Origin of the sequence: Pseudomonas sp. RW409, assembly GCF_003184125.1 — a bacterium.
Taxonomy (GTDB): domain Bacteria; phylum Pseudomonadota; class Gammaproteobacteria; order Pseudomonadales; family Pseudomonadaceae; genus Aquipseudomonas; species Aquipseudomonas chlororaphis_I.
On sequence record NZ_QHHP01000002.1, the window covers coordinates 350,740 to 369,281 of the forward strand.

Sequence of the window (18,542 nt, forward strand, 5' to 3'; positions counted from 1 at the left end):
TGGCGCATCGCGTGGCAAAAGCTCGGATATGCTAAAAACCGTAGACCGGTACCCGGCATTTTCTGTATACCGCCGTGATCTCTTCCCGACTCAGTTCCGTTACTCCTTTTTCCAGAGGCTCCTATGCTGAAAGCCGTGATTGTGGACGATCACCCGTTCATTCGTTCGACCGTAAGAATGATCCTCAAGCAAGAGCAGTACGAGATCGTGGCGGAGACCGACAACGGTGCCTCGGCCGTCCAGCTGACCCGTGAACATCAGCCGAACCTGGTGCTGCTGGATATCTCCATGCCCGGTGTCGACGGCCTGGATGCCCTCAGCCGCATCTCGGCGTTGAAGCTGCCGGTCAAGGTGCTGGTGCTGACCTCCCTGTCCCCGGTGTTCTTTTCCATGCGCTGCATGCGCGCCGGGGCCGCCGGCTACGTGTCCAAGGCCGATGACCTGGACGAACTGGTGAAGGCCATCAACGCCATCAAGTCCGGCTACACCTTCTTCCCGGACCTGACCCTGAACTCGGTCCGCCGAACGGATGTGGATGCCTCGGAGCAGGCCTTGATCGAGAGCCTGTCCGACAGGGAACTGTCGATCCTCCAGCAGCTTGCCAAAGGCCTGAGCAACAAGCAGATCGGCGACGACATGCTGCTCAGCAACAAGACCATCAGCACCTACAAGGCCCGGCTGATCGAGAAGCTCAATGTCAGCTCGCTGGTGCATCTGTCGGAACTGGCCAAACGTAACAACCTGATCTGATGAAAAATCCACTGCGCCTGTACCTGTGCCTGACCCTGTTTCTGTTGCCGCCGGTATTCGCAGGCGCGCAGGCCTTTGCCGCTACCGAGCCCGAGGCGGAGGCCTTGCAATTACTCGGGCGTTCCACGCTGGGCGAGCACCAGGTCGAGCTGGCCGCGGCGGACTGGAGCTGGCTGCGCAAAAAGGCAACCCTGTACCTCGGGGTGTCGGCGCCGGATTACCCGCCCTTCGACGTCACCGGCAACGGTCGCGATTACGAAGGCCTGACCGCTGACTACATGGGGCTGCTGGCCCAGCTGCTGCATGTCCAGGTAGAGGTGCGCCGCTTCAATTCCCGGGCGGAGCTGATCCGTGCGTTGAAGGCGGGCGAGGTCGACCTGCTGGGCACCGCCAACGGCTTTGAAGAGACCGACCCCGAGCTGGTGATGTCGGCCGCCTATGCCGACGACCAGCCGATGATCGTCACCCGCAACGATGGCGGCGCTGCGTTGGTCGCGGATATGGCGGGGAAGAAGATCGCCATGCTGTATCACTACCTGCCGCCGCAGAGCGTCAGTCGCGCCTATCCCGACGCCGAGTTGCAGCTTTACCCTTCGACGCTGAGCGCCATCGGTGCCGTGGCTTTCGGCAAGGCCGACGCCTACCTCGGCGATGCCATCAGCGCGAATTACCTGATCGGCATGAACTACCTGAACAACGTCCAGCTCACCGACTTCTCGCGGCTGGAGGGCAGCCGCTTTGCCTTTGCCTTGTCCGCCAGCAACACCCGGCTGCTGAACATCACCAACGCCGCCATCGCGGCGATTCCCATCGGCGAGCGCATGGCCATCCTGCGCCGCTGGGGTTCCTCCGAGATGAATATCCCGGGGCAGAACCGCCTGCACCTCACACCCAAGGAGCAACGCTGGCTGGAACAGCATCCCAGGGTCACCGTAGCGGCAATGGAGAACTTCCTGCCGCTGTCGTTCTTCGACAAGAAGGGCGCCCTGCGCGGCGTCAGCGCCGACGTGCTGGCCAAGGTCAGCCTGCGTACCGGCCTGAAGTTCGACGTGGTACGCGGCACCTCCATGGCCCGGCAGATCGACAACCTGCATGCCGGCAAGGTCCACCTGCTGGCGGCCCTGACCCCGAGCGCCGAGCGCGAAGGGCAGATGCGCTTCACCCGGCCTTACCTGTCGACGCCCTATGTATTGATCAACCGCGGCGAACCCGGCAGCCCGGCGACCCTGGACGAGATGGCCGGCAAACGCCTGGCGATCATTCGCGGCATGTTCCTCACCGACTACATCGCCAGCCACTTTCCGCAAATCCAGATCGTCTATGCGGACAACGCCGCCCAGGTCATGGCGATGGTCGCCAAGGGCGAGGTCGATGCCGGCGCCAACTCCCTGCTCAGCGCCCGCTACATGATTTCCCGGCAGTATCGGGACCGCCTGCACATCACCAGCACCGTGGGCATCGAACCCGCGCGGTTTGCCTTCGTCACCAACCGTGGCGACCTGGAGCTGTACGCCATCCTGGAAAAAGCCCTGCTGAGCATCTCGCCGGAAGAAATGGCCGAGATCACCGGGCGCTGGCGCAGTGAAGTGGTGATCGACGACACCTTCTGGCTGCGCAATCGGGGCGCGATCGTCCAGGGCTTCTTTATCGCCGGTGTCTTGCTGCTGTTGGCGTTTCTCTGGATCGCCTACCTGCGCCGCTTGATCCACCGCCGCGAAGTGGCCGAGCGGGCCCTCAACAACCAATTGGAATTCAAGCGGGTGCTGATCGACGGCACGCCGCATCCGATCTACGTGCGCGACCTCGAGGGGCGCCTGGTGATCTGCAACGCCAGCTATCTCGAAGTCTTTGGCCTGGGCAGCGAAGAGGTGCTGGGTAAGCGCGTCACCGAAGGCATCTTTGCCGACAGTAAAGAAGCCGCGGCCTACCACGATGAATACCTGCAGGTGCTGCGCGACGGTGTGCCGAAAATACAGGACCGCGAACTGCTGCTGCCGGATGGACGCCGGCTGACGATCTATCACTGGATGCTGCCGTACAGGGACAGCGAAGGGGCCGTCATCGGCATGATCGCCGGCTGGATCGATGTCAGCGAGCGCGAGCGACTGCTGGGCATGGTCCAGGAAGCCAACCGGGCCAAGACCACCTTCCTGGCGACCATGAGCCATGAAATCCGCACGCCGCTGAACGCGGTGATCGGCATGCTCGAACTGGCCCTGAAAAAGTCCGACCAGGGTGTGCTCGACCGCTTTGCCATCGAGGTCGCGTCGGGGGCCGCCCACGGCCTGCTGGACCTGATCGGCGACATCCTCGACATCGCGCGGATCGAGTCCGGCAAGCTGTCGCTGACCCCGGGCCGGGCCAACCTCCGGGAACTGGTCCGGTCGGTGGCGCGGATCTTCGAGGGCCTGGCGGAGCAGAAACACCTGAGGCTGGAGCTGGCGCTGGATGCCCGCGCCGATTGCGATGTGTCGATCGATCCGCTGCGCTTCAAGCAGGTCATTTCCAACCTGGTCAGCAACGCCATCAAGTTCACCGCCGAAGGCGAGGTGCGCCTGCTCCTGGAGGTGCTGGCCGATAGCCCGGGCGAGCCGCTGTCGATCCGCCTGCGGGTGGAAGACACGGGCCAGGGCATCTCCAGCGAAGACCAGCAGCGCCTGTTCAGCCCCTTCACCCAGGCCAGCAACAACAACCAGTCCGGCCGCAGCGGTTCGGGCCTGGGCCTGGCCATCAGCCGCACCCTGTGCGAAATGATGGGCGGCCAGCTGCAACTGAGCAGCGTGCTGGGGCAGGGCACCCAGGTCGAAGTGTTGCTGCAGGTGCCGGTCCTCGAACCTTTGCCCCCTGAACAACGCGCCGAGGTTGCAGAAACGCAGCAGCGGCCCCTGAAGATCCTGGTGGTCGACGACTACCCGGCCAACCGCATGTTGCTGTCCAAGCAACTGGGCTACCTCGGCCACGAAATGGTCGAGGCCCAGGACGGCGCCCATGGCTTGCGCGCCTGGCGCAAGCAGCGTTTCGACGTGGTCATCACCGACTGCAACATGCCGATCATGAACGGCTATGCCTTGTCCCGCGCCATCCGCGCCGAGGAAGCGGACCGTGGGCTGGCGCGCAGCCTGATCATCGGCTTTACCGCCAACGCACAGCCGGATGAAAAGACCCGCTGCCTGGAGGCAGGCATGGACGATTGCCTGTTCAAGCCCATCAGCCTGGAATCGCTCAAGCAGCGCCTGGACCGCTTCGAAGCGGCTGTGGTGGAGGCGCCGGCGGAGCAGGTGGCTGCGGCGCAGGCCGACGATATCGACTTCGCCTCCCTGGAAAAACTGGTGCGTGGCGATCAGGCGGCCATGCGCGAGCTGTTGAACGACCTGGCCGTCAGCAACCAGCAGGACATGGCCCGGCTGGCCGAAGACTGCTCCACCCAGGACTGGCAGGAACTCGCGGACCTGGCGCACAAGGTCAAGGGCGGCGCGCGCATCGTCAAGGCGCGGCGTTTGATCCTGGCCTGCGAGCAACTGGAGTCGGCTTGTGAAGCGAAGAGTGATGAGCATGCCCTGCGACGGGCTGGCAACGCTCTGAGAGAGGAAATGTCGGCGCTGGCGGCGGCGTTGGACAATTACACCGAGTCCTTGGCGATCCGCTAAGCCAATGTGGCCTGAGCCCCTGTTGAACGCAGGGTTCAGGCCGCCAGCTGGCTTGAAGCGGTTTTTTGAACTTGCAACCGCTACATCGGCGCCTGTCAGTGATCGAGCGATGGCGCCGAACGCTTCCTGGCTGTACTGACACACCTTTAGGCAGACGCTACTGCCGCATCGCCCCACATCAAGTTCCCCCGTTACCCTCCATCAAAGTGCCGACACTGGCTCCGCAGTCATCTTCCTGAGCCCTGATACCACCAGTATTTAATCGAACGAACGAGCATGAATGCCCAGGGTTTCGGGGGCGATTGGGGTGCGCCCGACTCCTGTTGCCAGAGCCGGGCTTCGAGTCGTCTTGATAGGGAACAGGCAGATGATGGCTGCTGGCCTCTCGACCTGCAGGTAAGGAACGCAAGAGGATTCGTTTCGCGGCAGGTGCAGGCGGTTTTGACGGACTGTTCATGCCGGGCAGTCATTGACGAACTGCTCGATAAACAAAAGCAGAACTAGCGTAGGGGGATTAGTTGTGATCAGGCACTCGGCCGATCAAGAGGGAAATACTTTTTAAACTGCATTTTATTATTGAATGCAATATGGAGAGTGCGGGCAGGAAGTTTGCTAATGAAAACAAAAAATGTGCACGCCACTTTGTGGAGTGCACATTATAAGTACAGGCAAGGAGTCAGTTGTAGGTCATGGTGAAAGTCGCCGTACCGTTCGCCTGACCGGCCGTGACATTGGGAAGGGTCTGATAATACTGGGCAATAAGCGGAATGTTGAACATACCGGCATTCGCAACTGTTCCTACCGGGATCACAGTACCAAACGCCACTGGTGCACCACTGCGTGTGATCTTTATTCCCACTCCGCTGGCGGCATTACCCGTGGCAGATGAGTTGATTGCCATCACCCCAGGTACGCCAGAACTGTCAGCGGTTGCATCAATTTTAAAATTGACCCGAGTGGCGGCGTCGCAGTCAAGAGGGATAAAGAACTGAACCGGATTCCCTTCGTGCCCTACGCCGGTAAATGTGCTGCGTTGTACATTGCCCATGGGGACATTAATAGAGGTATTGGTTACCGAGCACGCGACTGTCGAGACATTGGAACTGCTAACGTTATAGGAATATACAAAGGTCTCATTAACAATGCTGGCACGAAATCGACCGGGTATTGCTAATGCACCACTTCCCGTTGGGTGGGAAACTTTGACTAAATCAAATTGAACCCCAGCTCCCCAAGATACTCCACAATACCGCCGCCATGTCGTCGGCACATTCGCGGTACATCCACCATAGGTGTAATCTCTCGGGAAGTTTCCGCTATAACCATTCGCCCCATATGGCCTATTGGTAACTCGCAGTGCCAGGCCGGAAATTCCAGTATTAAATAATTGTTCACCATTGAGAATAAATGAGGACGTTCCTTCCGTCGACCAACGTAAAGTGAGAGGGGGGGCTGTAACGCAATGAATAAAGTTGCCTCGACTATTAAATACATTCGAGATTGTAGTGGCCACAACCGAACCAATAGGCGCATCTCGCTGAATAATAACATTCCCGAAGTTGACAGCCGAAGCGTCGGTTGCACTGCCTGACAGGAAAGTACATGTTGCTTGCGCAGCCATGGAGTACAGGCCTGGGATGAAAAATAAACCACTTAATAATATTTTATTAATGTTCATGTTGTTACCTTTGTTCTTTATGTTGCTGAATTATTGGCAAACGCTATCCAACGTCTGCACCGATGACGAAGTGTCTGCCGCTGGCAAATTGAACTTGACCAGGCACTGTTGATTCGCTCTATCGCCCCACTTGACATTCAACTGGCCTTTTTCCGGCACGCCACTCAGGTACACCTGGCCGTCCGTGCCGACGATGGCGCTGTTGTCCATGGCGTCTTCTTCCTGCACCAGCGAGGCGGTGGCGCCAAACGGCACCGGTTTGCCCAGGTGTGTCAGGGTCATCAGCACGCGGCTGCCGACGCGAGTCTTGAAGTTGGCCAGCACCACGGCGCCATTGGTGGGAATAACCGTCTGGGTGTTGGTGTCGATGTCCACATCGTCCGGCAGCGTTTCGCTGTCCAGCGCGACACGGTTCTTGCGATAGGTACTGACGTAGGGCACCACTGCGTAACCGCGCGAGTCCGTGCGCACCCCGGTGTTGTTCTGCACCTTCGCATCCGCCGCGCCCGGTGCGCGGACCAGGGCGATGGTTTCGCCTTGTTCCTGGGAGAAGGTCACGCCGTAAGGGTGGGCCACGATGCCGCCCTGGACCCCGTAGTTCACCTGCTGCGAGCTGCTGTCGTAGTTGTAGCCGGCGCGGGCCTCGCCATAGGTGCCCTTGTAGTTGGCGTTGGCACTGCCGCTGGCGCCGACGCCCTGGTTGGCATAACCCTGCTGCACGTTGTAGTTCAGGTTGTTGTCCGCCAGGGCGGTGCCGCCCACGCTCACATCCTGGGTGGTATTGCCCTTCTTGCTGGTGTTGAAGTTGTAGCGAACCCAGCTGTTAGGCAGCACTTTCTCCAGCGGCACCTGCACGTTGAAGGACAGTTGTTGATCCTTGCTGTTGCGCCCTTCGTAGACCGGGGCCTGGCTGTAGGTGTAGTCCACGCCGTAGCTGACACCGTTATAACTGACGTTGTAACCGGCGCTCAGGGTGCGTTCGTAGCCCTTCTGCCGCCAGAAGTCCTGCTGATAACCGTTGACATAGAAGTTGCCGTACTCGCCCAGCGACTGGCTGATGTTGATCTGCGCCTTGCTGCGCTTGTTATAGGTGCGGCGCCAGTCGTTGAAGTTGCCAGGGTCGATTTCATTGGCTTCCTGGAAGTCGTAGTAACCGCTGGTGGAGTAGCGGTAACCGGCCAGGGTAAAGGTGGTGCCGGTGGCCGCGATGTCCTTGGCGTATTGAATGCGATACGACTGGCCGTTATGCCGGGAGCCATCGCGCAATTCGGTCTTGGCCTGGGTCACGTCGGTGGACAGTGAACCCCAGTCGCCAAACCCGTGGCCGACCCCCAGGCTGGTGGCGGAATATTTTCCGGACGCCAGCAAGCCACCGTACAGCGTGGAGTCGTAAGGCATACCGTAGATCAGCGTGCCCTGGGCGAAGGTCGGTGTGCTGCTCTCGCTGGCGGTCGAGCGGTATTCACCCGCGGTCAGCGAGTACTTCAGGCGCCCTTCACGCAACATCACCGGCACCGCGGAGAACGGCTGGAGGGAGCGTCGTTCGGTACCGTCGGCCTCGGTAATGGTCACTTCCATGTCACCGCTGGACGAGGTGGGGTAGAGGTCGGTAATCGCGAAGGCACCGGCCGGCACATAGGTCTGGTAGATGATGTAGCCGTTCTGCCGCACGGTGACCTGGGCGTTGCTCTGGGCAATACCGCGCACCACGGGGGCAAAGCCTTTCAGGCTGTCGGGGAACATGTTGTCGTCCGACGCCAGCTGCGCGCCTCGGTACTGGACACTGGTGAACACATCGCTGGGGGTCGAACTGTCGCCCAGGGTCAATTGGCCCTTCAGCGAGTGAATGTCCCGCTGGGCATAGCTGTTGACGTTGTCCCAGTTGCTCTTGCCGTTGCTCTGGTTGTAGGTGGAGTAGTTGCGCAGCCGCCACGCCCCCAGGTTCAAGCCGCTGCGCAGGTTCAGGTAATAACTGTCATCGGTCCCCGAACGGTTGTCGCGCGAAGTGTTGGCGCCGCTGAAGTTGTAGTTCAGCAGGCCAGCCGTCAGCCCCTGGTCCCAGGTGCTGGGGTCCACATAACCACGGGCTTCGTTGGTCAGCGCCGCTTGTGGAATACTGATGTCCAGGCGTTGCTCGCCGAAGTTGAGCCGACTGCTGGCGTCCGGAATATAGTCCTGCAGCTTCGTGATGGTTTGCGTGGCCGGCAGTTGCTGCAGCGTCGGGAAGGCTTCGAGCTTGACGCCCATGTCTTTCAATTGCTGCGGCGTCAACTCGGGCTGCAACTTGCCCTCGACATCGACAAAATTGACGTCACGGTTGCTGATGCGAGTGTCGTTCAGAAAAATATCGACCCGGTAAGTACCGGGAAGCTGCCCGCCCTGGCTGGAAAACCGCTCAAGGTCGACAGACTGCTGGCCGGGGGTGTCTATTTCCAGTGCGTGAGGGTTGAAATAGTCCTCCGCCCATACCGAGGCGGGTTGCAAACTTATCCCCAGCACGAACTGGGCCGCGATCAGTGTTGCCAGGCGAGTGGGAGTGAAAGCATATGAACGGCCATTGGCCTTTGGCCGTGGCGCAGGGTTCAGATAATGTTTTTTCATGTCAATAAACTCCACTCAACTTTATGACGCGCACGCCACTCCCACTGGCTGCGGGCAGTTGATCCAGCGGTTTGATAGTTAATTAAACGAGGAGGGGTAAAGCAGACCTCTGAACTTGATCAGAGGGGGGCACTGGCATCCGCAGAAATACCACCGAAGTCATTGATCGCCTGCCAACTTACGGCACCGCTCGCACCGGCCGGAATGGTCCAGGTCAGTGAACTTTGTGGAGCCACCATGCCGGCATTGGTAATTTCGTCTTTACCCACGCTCACACGATAAAAAGAAACGTGATAAGGCGTTGGGTTATTGACCTGCAGTTGATTGCCGGATCGGCTGAACTTCAGGGATTTATAGGCATCGCTGGCCGAGCCAGACAAACCGGTCGGGCGGAAGAACAACTTGATGCGGGTTTTTACCGAAATCTGCAGTTGATTGGCGTCGGACTTTTCCGAAGCGGGAATCGACTTGATATTGACCCAGAACACCGATTCCTTGTCGTCGGGGAAGGTGCCACCGGTACGGATGATCCGCAGCACGTTTTCCTGCCCCGGATCGAGGCGAAACAGCGGCGGCGTCATGATGAAAGGGGCCTTGCGGGTACCGCCGGCCGAGGCCTCCTCGACCCAGGACTGCATCAGGTAGGGCGTGGTTTTTTCCGGGTTCATGACGGAGATGGAGGCTTCTTTTTTCGAGCCGTCATACACCACACGAGTCCCGCCCACCACCACGCCGGCCCACGAAGCCTGGGCAATACCCAAGAGACAGCCGGCGAGACAAACGGACTTGAGCCAATGCATTGATAAATGCTCCTTGAGTGGCTCCCTCATTCCCTGTTTCTTCCAGGGAAGAGGGGGCACTTTGATCAGGCAGTCAGGCCGGGCATTCAATGAATCAATGCCCGGGCTTTACGACTTAGTTGTAAATAACGGTGAAGTCGCTGACGGCGTTCGCGGAGCCGGCTACGACAGTAGCGTTGGTGGCCACGTACTTGGCAAAGAACTCGAAGGTGGTGTCAGCAGTGGTCGACAGCGCCTGGCTGGCCGATGCACCACCGACCGGGATCTGGGTGACGGCGTCTTTTTCATACAGGCCGATGCCGACACCGGTCGCTACGCCAGCGGTGTTGGTCAGGGCCAGCAGGCTGCTGTTGGCAGCGTCGGCCGGGCCGTCGAACTTGACGGTGGCGCTGGTGGCGGTTACCGGGCAGGCGGTCAGCACGATGTTGAAGCGCGACGGAGCCGCGGTAGCGCCGACAGCATTCAGTGCCGAAGAAGCGACGGTGCCCATGGTGACGGTCTGGTTGGCGGTGTTGGCAGTGACGGTGCAAGCAGCGTCGGTAATGTTGCCGGTGAAGTTGATGGTGCCGTCAGCGGCATTGGCCATGGTTGCAATTGCCGAACCAGCCAGCAGTGCAGCAGCGATCAAACTCTTCTTCATAACGGTGTTCCTTTCAGATTAAGTAGGTTCTTGCACATCGTTTGGTCAACAACACAGACACCTGACGGTTGCTTTGCAAGCTTTATATTCAGGTCGACTATCTGTGTGCATATATAGTCGGAGTCTGAACTCTCCTGGTTCTGTAGAAGAGTTGCAGCAATGTTCACAGCTTTCAAAACAGCGCCACAGAAGTAGATTCAGCAGAACGTGTAGGAAATTTCCCAAGCGCCAGGCAACGCCAGAAAAGTATTAAATGGCCAAGGGGTGTGGCGTTCGATTATCAGGGTGGTGGTAACTATTGAGTTCTATTAGTTGCCCTGCCTTTACTGGTTTTTTAAAGGCTTTCTTTATAAGCAGTTTTTACCCGGCACTTTTTACCCGGCCTTTTTATCTCCACGGCGACCCTTGGGAAATTTCATACAACAACTCAGGCCGTTGCCTCGGTTATTTCCCCGGGCAGTGACGCAAGATTGGCGTCCAGCACTTGTCGTGGGTGGGTCCAATGCCTGTTTCTACTTTGCGTGTCATCGTCCTTGAAGATCATTCGTTCCAGCGCGCCATTGCCGTGAGCATGTTGCAGCAACTGGGCTGTACGGAGGTGTTCCAGGCCGCGGACGGCGCAGAGGCGCTGGCGGTGCTGGACGAGGTCGGCCCGGTGGATATCGCCCTGTGCGACCTGCGCATGGACGGCATGGATGGCCTGGAGTTTTTGCAGGCGGTCGGCCATTCGGGGCAGGTGGGGTCGGTGATCATCAGCAGCTCGCTGTCCGCCGACTTGCGCCGCACGGTGCGGCAGATCATTTCCCTGTTGAACCTGGAACTGCTCGGCGATATCGGCAAGCCGCTGCCCTACGAAGCCCTGGAGCGTTTGCTAAAAAAGCATTGCGCTGTGCCGCGTACCGGAACATCACCCGAGCCGCCGGAGATCTTTCCGGATGAGGCTCAGGTACGCGAGGCCCTGGCGGCGCACGAGCTGTGCGCGTTCTTCCAGCCGAAATTCATCCTGGAGACGGGGGAGATCACCGGGGTCGAAGTGCTGGCGCGCTGGCGGCATGCCTCCGGCAAGGTGCTGTCGCCCGCGTGTTTCCTGCCGGTGCTGGAACGCGACGGCTTGCTCGATGAGCTGTTGAGCCAGCAACTGCACCAGGGGCTGGCGCTGCAACAGCAATTGCGGGCGCTGGGGCATGACCTCAACTTCGCGTTCAATCTGCACGCCGGGCAATTGTCCAACGGCACCCTCGCTTCGCAGATCCGCAGCTTGCTCAGCGAGTACGGCGCGCGCGGTTCCAGCCTGACTTTCGAGTTGACCGAGAGCGGCCTGCTGCAAGCGCCGGAAACCAGCCTGGAGTGTCTGTATCGCTTGCGGATGATGGGCTGCCGATTGTCGATCGACGATTTCGGCAGCGGCTTTTCTTCGCTCCAGCGTTTGCTCCAGCTGCCTTTCAACGAAATCAAACTGGATGCCGGGTTCGTCCAGGCGCTGACCCAGGAGCCGCGTTGCCATGCGGTGGTCAGCAGCACTCTGGCGCTGGGTGAAGCCCTGGGCATGGCGGTGGTGGTGGAGGGCATCGAGACCGACGAGCAACGCCAGCACCTGCTGAACATGGGCTGCACCCAAGGCCAGGGGTACTGGTATGCCAGACCCATGAGCAGCGGCGACCTGCTGCGCTGGCTCGAAGGCGGACAACAGCGGAGCCAGCGCGCATGACCAACAAAGCCCTGCGCATCCTGATCGCCGATGAGCGCCACGAGCAATTGCTGCACATCGAAAAGCTGCTCAATCGCCTCGACTACTACCGCATCGCGCCGATCCGCACCTTCGACGAGCTGGCGTTGCTGACCAGCGGCCCGCAGCCGTCGTTCGATCTGCTGATCGTCAACAAGGCCCTGGCCTTGCCCCATGGCGTCGACATGCAGCAGTTCTGTCGCGCCCGTCCGCAGATCCGCCATGCGCTGTTCTACGACAGCCCCGCGCCATCGCTCGAGCTGATGCTGCACAGCCCGGACCAGCCGGTGCGTGCCTGCCTGGCCGATGCGCCAGACGCCGACTCGCTGAGCGTGCTGATGAGCATCATCGACCCGCCATCCCAATGGGCCAGCCTGAAAGCGTTGCCCTGGTTGCACGCGCCCGTTCGAGCCTAGCCCGTCCACCCGGCCCAATGAACCTTCAGCAAGCCGTTGTGCATTGCCAGTGGATGAGTCACTTATGGATGCGTGTCAGTCGAACTTGGCTGTTCATCAAAATTGAGGAGGCTCCATGAAGTCATTTATTCGTCCGGTTTATCTGTTCGGTCCATTGTGTTTTTCCCTGTTCAGCCTGCACGCCACTGCGGCCGACTGGACTTACCATGGCGACCATGGCCCCGCACACTGGGGCGAGTTTGGCAGCGAACTCTGTGCCCAAGGCGCGCAACAGTCTCCAATCGATGTCGAGATAAAAAAAGTTCGCCCCGTCAAAGGCAGCGCCTCGGACTTGAACATCGGCTATGGCGTGTCGTCGCTCAAAGTCGTCAACAATGGCCATACCATTCAGGCCAACGTGATCGACGGCGAATCAGTCACCTTCAAGGGCCGTGAATACCGCCTGGCGCAGTTCCACTTTCATACGCCCAGCGAGCACCGGATCGACCATCGCGCCTATCCAATGGAGGTGCACCTGGTCAACCAGGACCCGGACGGCCACTTGCTGGTCATCGGGCTGATGGTCAAGCAAGGGCACAACAACCAGGCGCTTGCCGGGTTGTGGAAGCAACTGCCTGATCGCGAGGGCAAGGAAGCGACCCTGAGTGCCAAGGACGCACCTGATCTCGGTTCACTGCTGCCTGCCAACAGCCACCATGTCTTCTACACCGGCTCACTGACCACGCCGCCCTGCACAGAGGGCGTGCAATGGGTGTTGTTCGAACAACCCATTGAACTCTCCAGGGCGCAAATCCAGAAAATCCACCAATTGTTTCCCGACAACCATCGCCCCGCGCAGCCGGTTAATCAGCGCGAAGTGGACGAAGACTGACGTCTTGGGAAATTTCATACAGCAACTGAGGCCGTTGCCTCGGTTGTTTGCCTGGGTGCTCACGCAAGATGAGGTACAGCTCTTCAGCGCTGGTCGACACGCCAGACGCTGATCCGCTGAGCGTGCCGATGAGCATCATCGATCCACCGGCCCAATGAACCATCAGTCAGCAACTGTGCATTGCCCGTGAGTGATGCGCATGTGGATTCCTATTGCCTCTCACTTGAGTGAAGAGGGCTTCGAGCACTGGCTGGTAGAGAACATCTGGAGAACTTTATGAGTACTAAACATGCACGTCGGCGAGCCATTTTCTGGGCTTCCCTGCTCACCGGCACGGTATTGATCAGCGCCTGCGCCAGCGCACCGGCGCCGGATGAACAGGTGTCCCTGGCCAGGAATGCCCTGAGCCGCGCGGTGTCCGCCGGGGCGACCCAGTACGCGCCGGTACAGATGAAGACCGCGCAGGACAAGACCGTGCTGATGGACCGCGCCCTCGGCGAGAAAAACTTCGGCAAGGCCAAGGGCCTGGCCGAGCAGATCGAGGCGGACTCGGCCCTGGCCGAGCGCATGGCGCGCACCGCGAAACTGCAGAAAGAACTGAAGGATGCCCAGACCGGTATCCAGGTCCTCAAGCAGGAAATGCTGCAGGCGCCTGATGCTGGGCTGAATCCAGCCTCACCGATCTTTTAACCGAGGAATTTTCCATGCGAACTTCATTGATTTTCCCTTCGCTGTGCGCGTTCGCGCTGGTCCTGGCAGGCTGCGCGGCCACCCCTGAAAACCCGCAATTGGTCGAGGCGCGCAAGCTCTACTCAGAGCTGCAGAGCAAGCCTGAGTCGAGCACCCTGGCCGCCCTGGAAACCCAGGACGCCTTTATCGCCCTGGGCAAGGCGGACCTGACCTCGGTACAGGATCGCCGCTCTCCCGAGATCGACCAGCTGGCTTACCTGGCCAAGCAGAAGATCGCCCTGGCCGAGCAGACCATTCTCGGGCGCAAGGCCGAGGCCGGCCTGAGCAACATCGACGTGCAGCGCACCCAGGTCCAGCTGGATGTGCGCACCCAGCAGCTCAAGGCCCTGCAGGCGATGAACGCCAAGCAGACCTCACGGGGCGAGGTGGTCACCTTCGGCGACGTGCTGTTCGACACCGGCAAGGCCAGCCTCAAGCCCGGCAACCAGCGCAACGTCCAGCAACTGGCCGACTTCCTGATCAACAACCCCGAGCGCAAGGTGCGCATCGAAGGCTTCACCGACAGCGTGGGCAGCGATGCCTTCAACCAGAAGCTCTCCGAGCGTCGCGCCGAAAGCGTGGCCTTTGCCCTGGAGCGCCTGGGCGTCGACATGAACCGCATCTTCACCCAGGGCTATGGCAAGGAATACCCGGTGGCCGACGACACCACGGCGCAATCGCGCCAGTTGAACCGTCGGGTCGAGGTGATCATTTCCAACGGTGCGGCGGCAGTCGATAGCCGCGGCTGACGGCACGGCTGGACCAAGGCACTGAAGCTCTCATTTAAACGACAAGAGACACAACCAGGCATGAAAACGCTTACAAAAATCTCCGTCGCACTGCTGCTCGCCCCTGTGGCCTACAGCTCATTGGCCCTGGCCGCTCCGGCCGAAGAGGAGGGCTACTACGGGGTCGCCCGGGTGATCAGCGCCGAGCGCAAAGCCCGCAATATGGATTCCAGCGCACGTCCCGGTATTGGCGCGTTCGTGTCCGGCGACGACAGCCAGAAGGACATGACGGGCTCGATCGGCGTCGGTTACCGGTTCGGCAATGGCTGGCGCGTGGAGGGCGAGTTGTCCCTGCCGCAGAAGGACACGTTCACCAGCGGCTCGACCACTTTCCCCACCAGCCTCAACGAGCACCACATCGAGTCCAGGCGCGTGATGCTCAACGCCTATCGGGACTTCCGGGTGACCGAGAAGCTGTCGGTCTACGGTTCCGCCGGGCTGGGCCTGGCCCAGCTCGAATCGAAGGGCTGGCAGGGTAACGAGTCGCGCCAGTACGGCTCCGCGACCCAGACCAACCTGGCCTGGTCCCTCGGTGCCGGCGTTGCCTACGACGTGACCGATCGCCTGGCCCTGGACCTCGGCTATCGCTACATCGACATGGGCGACACCGAAAGTGGCTGGAACAACTTCCCCAATGCCCGCGGCCTGCAGGACGAGAAGATGAAGGCCAACCTGGTCTCCAGCGAGGTCGTGCTGGGTATGCGCTGGGCGTTCTAGGTCGACAGGGGGGGGACGTTTTATCCATCCCGGGCGGGGCGGGATCGGCCTCGCCCACAATAAACGCCAACGATAACGCGTCGCCGATGCACACCACTCACACCAAAGCCCCTGAATCAAAAGATCCAGGGGCTTTTTTAGTGCCTGCAACAGGCTGTCGCAGAGGACGTCGGGAGGGGAAGCTTAAGCGCTTAGAGACGGCCCTTGCATCGCCTTACCCTGGGCAACATCCAGCAACGCCACTCCATCGCTCAGCAGCAGCGAGGCGATATCGGCGATCTGGAACAAATCACTTTCATCCGCGGTACGCGCGGTCATGCAAGACAGGCTGTTCATCAGTTTGTGAATGGCGCGAACGCGCCGGTCGGCGCAGGCCAGCAAGTCCACCAGCGAGGCGTTGGAATCGATCAGCAGGACAGGATGCTCGGTGGCAGTGCTGTGAAGCGGGATATATCCGTTCATTGATGTAGCTCCGTGTGTTAAGTGGGCGACCACCCAACCCTCCTACAAGCTGGGTGGCAGCTGTACGCGGGGTAGGAGACCGGACACACGGCCGGCCACGCCGAAGCGTGCCCGCGCACAGCCGCCATAAACACAGGGCAGCAAAAAACACCCAGAAAAAGCTGGGCGCTTGTGCACGGTGTGATACTCGGGCTCCTACACCCGGTCGCTGATTTGGCAGCGACCGGCGCAGAGTAATGACGCTCTTTCATGAGTGCAAGCCCCGACTCAATGACTGAACGTAACAACAGAGTAGGCGACCAATACGCCATCTCAGACCTTGATCCGGCTCCAGTGTCAGACAAGTACAGGCACGCTTGTAGGACTCTCCTGAAATACACGGTTTTACCCTGTTCAAGTGCTCTGTTCCCTTGAGCCGACAGATGACGGCCAGCACCATCCCCCGCCTTATCAATAGATCCGCCGCGTTCAACGGCTTGTTTGGACGCATCGTTTATCAGGGAGGAGGGTGTATGGGGTTGCGCCTTATTCGTCGGCAAGATCGCGAGCGTGAAGGAATTGGTTTCAACAAAATCGAGTTGCCATTTTTTGCCCGGTTCGAGGTTCAGCAGGCCCTCGGACATTACGGCAACAGAATCGATGGGCTGGATGATTTGCTTTATGCCTACGGCAGTTCGCGCGGCCATCTATCGAACGATGATCTGCGCGAAATCCTGGCGAGCGTAGAAAAGGGCGATTGGCTGCTGGTCTCGAATGACCCTTTCAGCCCTTTGAGCGGTGACACGTTCGGCAAGTATTCACACATCACTGGAAAGGGCTGGGCGGCGGGCTCCCTGGATCATCGCGTGCAAGAAAGAACCAAGCCTGCGTTGCCTGATGCCGAACCTGTCGTAAGACCTCAACCGCAGGAGCCGGGCTTTTACGTCGTGCCTGAAAGCATGAGCCGTGAACAGCTTGAGTCCGTGCTGTTCACTGCTCGCAACCCAGCCGTGATGAGCAAGTTTGAGGCGCTGAATCCCGACTTGAGTGACGTCAAAGCGGGCTCGATGATCCTGCTCAGCGATCCCGATAACCTGCAATGTACCCGCGAAGAAGGGTTGCTGATGGAGGCCGCGGCCAAGACCAATGACGCACTCAAACCGCTCAGCGCGGAAGAAGCGAACTTCATGGCCAGGCACCGAGACGAAATCGAAAACTTTCTGGCCCAGGGTTCAACGGCTATCGGCATCGGTGAAGCGATGTTTGCCAAGAACCTGGAAGACGTCAAAACCACACTGCGTGATATCGAAGCGTTGCATCAACGCACGTTCCAGAAAGAGGGCCACCTGCGGTCGCCGGAGTTCTTTGCCGAACGCAAAAAGCTGCTGGCGCAACTCAATACCCGACTCACCTCCATGACCCGAAAAGGCATTGGCTTCCCCGATCATCCGAACTTGAAAAGTGCCCTGGGGATCTCCAGCCGCAGTCTGGTTCACCGCTGGACCAAGGCCGGGGCCGCGGAGCAGATTCCCGGTTATGCCACGCACATCGAGGGAGTGGCCAAGGCGGCTAAAGTCGTCAAGTATGGCGGCTGGATCGGCACGGCTCTTGGCGGTGGAGCTTCTTATATGAAGGTTCAAGATGTGTGTGCAGCGGGTAATACCGATGCGTGCGAGAAAGTCAGATTTACCGAGACCGGTAGCTTTGTCGGTGGGGTTGCAGGAGGTGTCATCTCCGGAGCCTTTTTAACGACTCCCATTGTCGGAACACTGTGCGTCGCGCTGGGTGTTCCAACTGCGGGCTTAGCCTCGTTGGCTTGTGGTGTCGTGGTTGTAGGAGGCGCTTCTTTTACGGCTGGTATTGTTGGTAACTCTGCCGGGGAAGCAATGGCCGAGAAAGTTTATGAGGCGGTTAAATGAGCCTGAATACGGCAGACAAAATTTTTTTGGTGGTTGGAATCGTCGATTTTGCGGGGATATTTATTGTGCTTGGTATCTGCTTGCACATGGCCTACACCAAGATGGATTTGATGTTGGAGCATCTGAAAAACAGTGCTGTGCTTAGCACGTTGACCACGCTCAGGCACGGCGGTCCGTGGGGGAAATTGATTCTGGTCGGGAGCATTTCCGGTTTTGTGACTTTCCCCAATTTTTACCTTAAGCGTGGCTGGGTCAGCGCTGAGGATTTGCTTGGGTTTCCTGCGGCGCTTAAGCGCAAGTTGGTCGTGCTGCAGTGGAGTGCGCTAGGGCTGATAGTGGTCATGACGGGCCTTGCGGCGGTGGTCAAGCTGGGTGTTGTTTGAGGTCATTTACGAGAGCTGCCAATGAATACCCCTGAGATCGTTTTCGGCTACCTGGGTGGAGTCGTGATTCTCGGTGCATTTGTCTGGATCGGTGTCGCGTTGCACATGGCTTATACCAAGCTGGATGAACTCTTGGACCATCTGAAAAACTGTTCAGCCATCATGGCCCGCGCTCCGTTAAGACACGGCGGCCCCTGGGGGAAGCTTTTGCTGATTGGGGGTATCTCCGGGATCGTGACGTTTCCCGGTTTTTATCTCAAAAGAGGGGCGTTGAGCGCTGAGGACTTAAACCATTTTCCCCTGCCATTTAAACGGAAGTTGGCATGGCTGCAGTGGAGCGTAATCGGGCTTCTGGGCTTTGCTTTTCTGCTATGGGGCATTGGCAAAGTTGTGGGTTGGCACGAATAAAACATGCGTACTTCGGGCTGTCTGCAAA

Annotated in this window: 16 protein-coding genes; 11 read left to right on the forward strand and 5 right to left on the reverse strand. The window is 59.4% G+C overall.

All coding sequences use genetic code 11. The annotated features are described in order from the left end of the window. Positions 1 to 123: 123 nt before the first annotated feature. Both DK261_RS01685 and DK261_RS01690 read left to right on the forward strand, forming a co-directional pair. The gene (locus tag DK261_RS01685; RefSeq protein WP_110175196.1) at positions 124 to 750 is read left to right on the forward strand and encodes a response regulator transcription factor; all 627 of its coding nucleotides are present in this window, start codon (positions 124 to 126) and stop codon (positions 748 to 750) included. Then, the gene (locus DK261_RS01690; RefSeq protein ID WP_110175197.1) at positions 750 to 4,397 is read left to right on the forward strand and encodes a transporter substrate-binding domain-containing protein; all 3,648 of its coding nucleotides are present in this window, start codon (positions 750 to 752) and stop codon (positions 4,395 to 4,397) included. The genes DK261_RS01685 and DK261_RS01690 overlap by 1 nt, the downstream gene beginning before the upstream one ends. A gap of 676 nt (positions 4,398 to 5,073) precedes the next feature. Here DK261_RS01690 and DK261_RS01695 read toward each other — a convergent pair. The 4 genes from DK261_RS01695 to DK261_RS01710 all read right to left on the reverse strand — a co-directional run bounded on the left by DK261_RS01695 (position 5,074) and on the right by DK261_RS01710 (position 10,116). Further along, the gene (locus tag DK261_RS01695) at positions 5,074 to 6,075 is read right to left on the reverse strand and encodes a fimbrial protein (RefSeq protein ID WP_110175198.1); all 1,002 of its coding nucleotides are present in this window, start codon (positions 6,073 to 6,075) and stop codon (positions 5,074 to 5,076) included. 30 nt (positions 6,076 to 6,105) lie between these two features. Further along, entirely contained in the window at positions 6,106 to 8,676 is a 2,571-nt protein-coding gene (locus tag DK261_RS01700; RefSeq protein ID WP_110175199.1) for a fimbria/pilus outer membrane usher protein, read from the reverse strand. A gap of 119 nt (positions 8,677 to 8,795) precedes the next feature. Beyond that, positions 8,796 to 9,476 carry a molecular chaperone gene (locus DK261_RS01705; protein WP_110175200.1) on the reverse strand — a complete coding sequence of 227 codons (681 nt, stop codon included), beginning with the start codon at positions 9,474 to 9,476 and terminating at the stop codon, positions 8,796 to 8,798. 115 nt (positions 9,477 to 9,591) lie between these two features. Beyond that, on the reverse strand, positions 9,592 to 10,116 hold the full coding sequence (locus tag DK261_RS01710) for a fimbrial protein (RefSeq protein ID WP_110175201.1): 525 nt from the start codon (positions 10,114 to 10,116) through the stop codon (positions 9,592 to 9,594). A gap of 502 nt (positions 10,117 to 10,618) precedes the next feature. Here DK261_RS01710 and DK261_RS01715 point away from each other — a divergent pair. The 6 genes from DK261_RS01715 to DK261_RS01740 all read left to right on the forward strand — a co-directional run bounded on the left by DK261_RS01715 (position 10,619) and on the right by DK261_RS01740 (position 15,363). Continuing rightward, positions 10,619 to 11,824 (forward strand): EAL domain-containing protein, encoded by a 1,206-nt coding sequence (locus tag DK261_RS01715; protein ID WP_110175202.1) that lies wholly within the window; start codon positions 10,619 to 10,621, stop codon positions 11,822 to 11,824. Continuing rightward, positions 11,821 to 12,258 carry a chemotaxis protein CheY gene (locus DK261_RS01720; RefSeq protein ID WP_110175203.1) on the forward strand — a complete coding sequence of 146 codons (438 nt, stop codon included), beginning with the start codon at positions 11,821 to 11,823 and terminating at the stop codon, positions 12,256 to 12,258. The genes DK261_RS01715 and DK261_RS01720 overlap by 4 nt, the downstream gene beginning before the upstream one ends. Positions 12,259 to 12,373: 115 nt before the next feature. Next, positions 12,374 to 13,129 (forward strand): carbonic anhydrase, encoded by a 756-nt coding sequence (locus DK261_RS01725; protein WP_110175204.1) that lies wholly within the window; start codon positions 12,374 to 12,376, stop codon positions 13,127 to 13,129. A 276-nt stretch (positions 13,130 to 13,405) separates the two neighbouring features. Further along, positions 13,406 to 13,819: a DUF4398 domain-containing protein gene (locus DK261_RS01730; RefSeq protein ID WP_096374996.1), complete on the forward strand. Its 414-nt coding sequence runs from the start codon at positions 13,406 to 13,408 to the stop codon at positions 13,817 to 13,819. A gap of 14 nt (positions 13,820 to 13,833) precedes the next feature. Beyond that, complete coding sequence (locus DK261_RS01735; protein ID WP_096374995.1) at positions 13,834 to 14,607, forward strand: OmpA family protein; 774 nt, start codon at positions 13,834 to 13,836, stop codon at positions 14,605 to 14,607. Positions 14,608 to 14,667: 60 nt separating this feature from the next. After that, on the forward strand, positions 14,668 to 15,363 hold the full coding sequence (locus DK261_RS01740; protein ID WP_110175205.1) for an outer membrane protein: 696 nt from the start codon (positions 14,668 to 14,670) through the stop codon (positions 15,361 to 15,363). A gap of 183 nt (positions 15,364 to 15,546) precedes the next feature. Here the strand turns inward: DK261_RS01740 and DK261_RS01745 are convergent, their stop codons facing one another. Then, positions 15,547 to 15,825 carry a hypothetical protein gene (locus tag DK261_RS01745; RefSeq protein WP_038633999.1) on the reverse strand — a complete coding sequence of 93 codons (279 nt, stop codon included), beginning with the start codon at positions 15,823 to 15,825 and terminating at the stop codon, positions 15,547 to 15,549. A gap of 422 nt (positions 15,826 to 16,247) precedes the next feature. Here DK261_RS01745 and DK261_RS01750 point away from each other — a divergent pair, with 422 nt between their 5' ends. The 3 genes from DK261_RS01750 to DK261_RS01760 are packed head-to-tail and all read left to right on the forward strand — an operon-like array spanning position 16,248 to position 18,514. Next, the gene (locus DK261_RS01750) at positions 16,248 to 17,723 is read left to right on the forward strand and encodes a hypothetical protein (RefSeq protein WP_110175206.1); all 1,476 of its coding nucleotides are present in this window, start codon (positions 16,248 to 16,250) and stop codon (positions 17,721 to 17,723) included. Next, a complete protein-coding gene (locus DK261_RS01755) occupies positions 17,720 to 18,106 on the forward strand; it encodes a hypothetical protein (RefSeq protein ID WP_016702427.1) in 387 nt (128 codons plus the stop codon). Before DK261_RS01750 ends, DK261_RS01755 begins: the two co-directional genes overlap by 4 nt. A 21-nt stretch (positions 18,107 to 18,127) precedes the next feature. After that, positions 18,128 to 18,514 (forward strand): hypothetical protein, encoded by a 387-nt coding sequence (locus tag DK261_RS01760; RefSeq protein ID WP_110175207.1) that lies wholly within the window; start codon positions 18,128 to 18,130, stop codon positions 18,512 to 18,514. Positions 18,515 to 18,542 lie beyond the last annotated feature (28 nt).

What these genes read in the sequence shown, in the direction of transcription:
- DK261_RS01685 (WP_110175196.1), top strand. Translation starts at nt 124, where the DNA reads ATGCTGAAAGCCGTGATTGTGGACGATCACCCGTTCATTCGTTCGACC.
- DK261_RS01690 (WP_110175197.1), top strand. Translation starts at nt 750, where the DNA reads ATGAAAAATCCACTGCGCCTGTACCTGTGCCTGACCCTGTTTCTGTTG.
- DK261_RS01695 (WP_110175198.1), bottom strand. Translation starts at nt 6,075, where the DNA reads ATGAACATTAATAAAATATTATTAAGTGGTTTATTTTTCATCCCAGGC.
- DK261_RS01700 (WP_110175199.1), bottom strand. Translation starts at nt 8,676, where the DNA reads ATGAAAAAACATTATCTGAACCCTGCGCCACGGCCAAAGGCCAATGGC.
- DK261_RS01705 (WP_110175200.1), bottom strand. Translation starts at nt 9,476, where the DNA reads ATGCATTGGCTCAAGTCCGTTTGTCTCGCCGGCTGTCTCTTGGGTATT.
- DK261_RS01710 (WP_110175201.1), bottom strand. Translation starts at nt 10,116, where the DNA reads ATGAAGAAGAGTTTGATCGCTGCTGCACTGCTGGCTGGTTCGGCAATT.
- DK261_RS01715 (WP_110175202.1), top strand. Translation starts at nt 10,619, where the DNA reads ATGCCTGTTTCTACTTTGCGTGTCATCGTCCTTGAAGATCATTCGTTC.
- DK261_RS01720 (WP_110175203.1), top strand. Translation starts at nt 11,821, where the DNA reads ATGACCAACAAAGCCCTGCGCATCCTGATCGCCGATGAGCGCCACGAG.
- DK261_RS01725 (WP_110175204.1), top strand. Translation starts at nt 12,374, where the DNA reads ATGAAGTCATTTATTCGTCCGGTTTATCTGTTCGGTCCATTGTGTTTT.
- DK261_RS01730 (WP_096374996.1), top strand. Translation starts at nt 13,406, where the DNA reads ATGAGTACTAAACATGCACGTCGGCGAGCCATTTTCTGGGCTTCCCTG.
- DK261_RS01735 (WP_096374995.1), top strand. Translation starts at nt 13,834, where the DNA reads ATGCGAACTTCATTGATTTTCCCTTCGCTGTGCGCGTTCGCGCTGGTC.
- DK261_RS01740 (WP_110175205.1), top strand. Translation starts at nt 14,668, where the DNA reads ATGAAAACGCTTACAAAAATCTCCGTCGCACTGCTGCTCGCCCCTGTG.
- DK261_RS01745 (WP_038633999.1), bottom strand. Translation starts at nt 15,825, where the DNA reads ATGAACGGATATATCCCGCTTCACAGCACTGCCACCGAGCATCCTGTC.
- DK261_RS01750 (WP_110175206.1), top strand. Translation starts at nt 16,248, where the DNA reads ATGACGGCCAGCACCATCCCCCGCCTTATCAATAGATCCGCCGCGTTC.
- DK261_RS01755 (WP_016702427.1), top strand. Translation starts at nt 17,720, where the DNA reads ATGAGCCTGAATACGGCAGACAAAATTTTTTTGGTGGTTGGAATCGTC.
- DK261_RS01760 (WP_110175207.1), top strand. Translation starts at nt 18,128, where the DNA reads ATGAATACCCCTGAGATCGTTTTCGGCTACCTGGGTGGAGTCGTGATT.